Below are 1,647 nucleotides of genomic sequence, written 5' to 3'. Positions count from 1 at the left end.
GTGCTGAGGTAGGCATTAAACAGCACGGGCGCGGTAAACGGCACGCTGACCACTGCTGGCGCCACCCAGCCGAGCTGTACCACCGTCAGCGCCACTGTCGCATTGAGCGCCGGCACCAGCAGAAACGGTATGAACAGGCGCGGGTTAAGAATGATCGGCAAGCCGAACAGCAACACCTCACTGACGTTGAATAACGACAGCGGCAAACTGGCCATCGCCAGCAAGCGCATGGTCTGGCTCCTGGAAAACAGCAGGATCGCCACCAGCAGGCACAACGCACCGCCTGAACCGCCGATAAACGCGAAGCAGCCCAGCAGGCCACTGTTGAGCGCGTAGCGAATCGGCTCACCCGCCGCCGATGCAGCGCCATTGAGCACCACGGCCTGGTCCAGCACATCGAACAGCGGCTGCATGGCGTACACACCGTGGATGCCAAAAAACCACAGCAACGAATTCATCAACGTCACGAACAGCCCACTGCCGTAGGGCGATTGCAGCGCGTCGAGCACCTGCGGCCCCTGAAGTTGCGCGACATACGGAATTTGCAACAACAACGACAGCAGCAGCACCAAAGACAGTGCCGTAATGGCACCCGGCACCACCATGTTGATGGTGCCCCGCAGGTTATGGCCCACCAAGTCTTCATTGACCAGGCGAGTCCAACGCAAACGGTGCAGCCAAGCAATGGCCGGCACATTGATCAGCGGCGAAGCAATGGCAATAAACAGCACGAACGTGGCCGAAGCCCTTGGGTATTCACGCAACACAAAGGTGGCGATTACCACATGGGCCAGGCATAAAAAGGCCACGGGCAACTGGGGCAGGCGGTACTGGATCGCCAACATGTAACCAATCGAGGCGGCAACCAACAGTGGGATCACGGAGCTGATCTGGTTGTGCAGTCCCGACAGAATGGCCACCACTTGCGGGTCGAAACCCAGCACCTTGGCGCACTCGGACAGGATCAGAAAACCCGCCGACACCAACAGGCATGGCAGGATCCACAGCAACCCTTCGCGAATGGCGCGCAACGATTCCGTGCTGGCCAAAGCCGCCAAGCGCTGGGTGAGGAAAAGTTTGAACAGCGTTTGCGCCATGACCCGTCCCTCTGCCCATCGCTCTCTGCCCGCAGGCAGGCCCGAAAACCCTGAGTAACGCTACACGTCCTACTACCGGCAGCGAAAGGCTTTTGCCGCAACACGCGTATTTATTCAAAATTAATTTCGCCCAGCTATGCTTGTCGGGTATGTCGAGTTAGCTCATCCTTTATGACATGCCGCTCAAACTGACGCGCCCCAAGACCCTGCTCCGTGTACCTCTTGCGACGTCCCGGTACCTGCCGCATCGCGGCTCCCGCCTTGCCGGGCTCGCACGCCGCCCTGACCTTTTCCAGCACCGGCGCGTTTTTTTTGTCCCTATGGACAGGGAGCTCGACATCAAGGAGATCCGCGATATGCAAGACAAACGCACCACCCTCCTGCAGCCGGTACTGTTCAACTCAGGGCTGTGGCTGTGCGCGATAACATTATTGTTGTTGGCAAGGGACGCGGTTGAACGGGTCACCGGCCCTGTCGAAGAGAGCTGGCTGGACCTGGACCTGGCATTGGTGCTGATCGCCTACGTGCTATTGTTTTTACTTGAGCCGAT

General features: G+C 58.8%; 2 protein-coding genes. One reads left to right on the top strand and one right to left on the bottom strand.

Translation table 11 applies throughout. The annotated features are described in order from the left end of the window. The coding region (locus WBB95_RS28695) for a PTS transporter subunit EIIC (RefSeq protein ID WP_424490655.1) at positions 1-1,097 on the bottom strand (1,097 nt) is incomplete at its 3' end. 356 nt (positions 1,098-1,453) lie between these two features. Between WBB95_RS28695 and WBB95_RS28690 the strand changes: the two genes are divergently transcribed. Beyond that, on the top strand, positions 1,454-1,647 hold a 194-nt coding region (locus WBB95_RS28690), incomplete at its 3' end, for a hypothetical protein (RefSeq protein ID WP_424490654.1).

The organism is Pseudomonas sp. (assembly GCF_049645325.1).
Classification (GTDB): domain Bacteria; phylum Pseudomonadota; class Gammaproteobacteria; order Pseudomonadales; family Pseudomonadaceae; genus Aquipseudomonas.
Note: the sequence above shows the minus strand (reverse complement) of the source record. Positions and strands in the feature narration are given on the sequence as shown.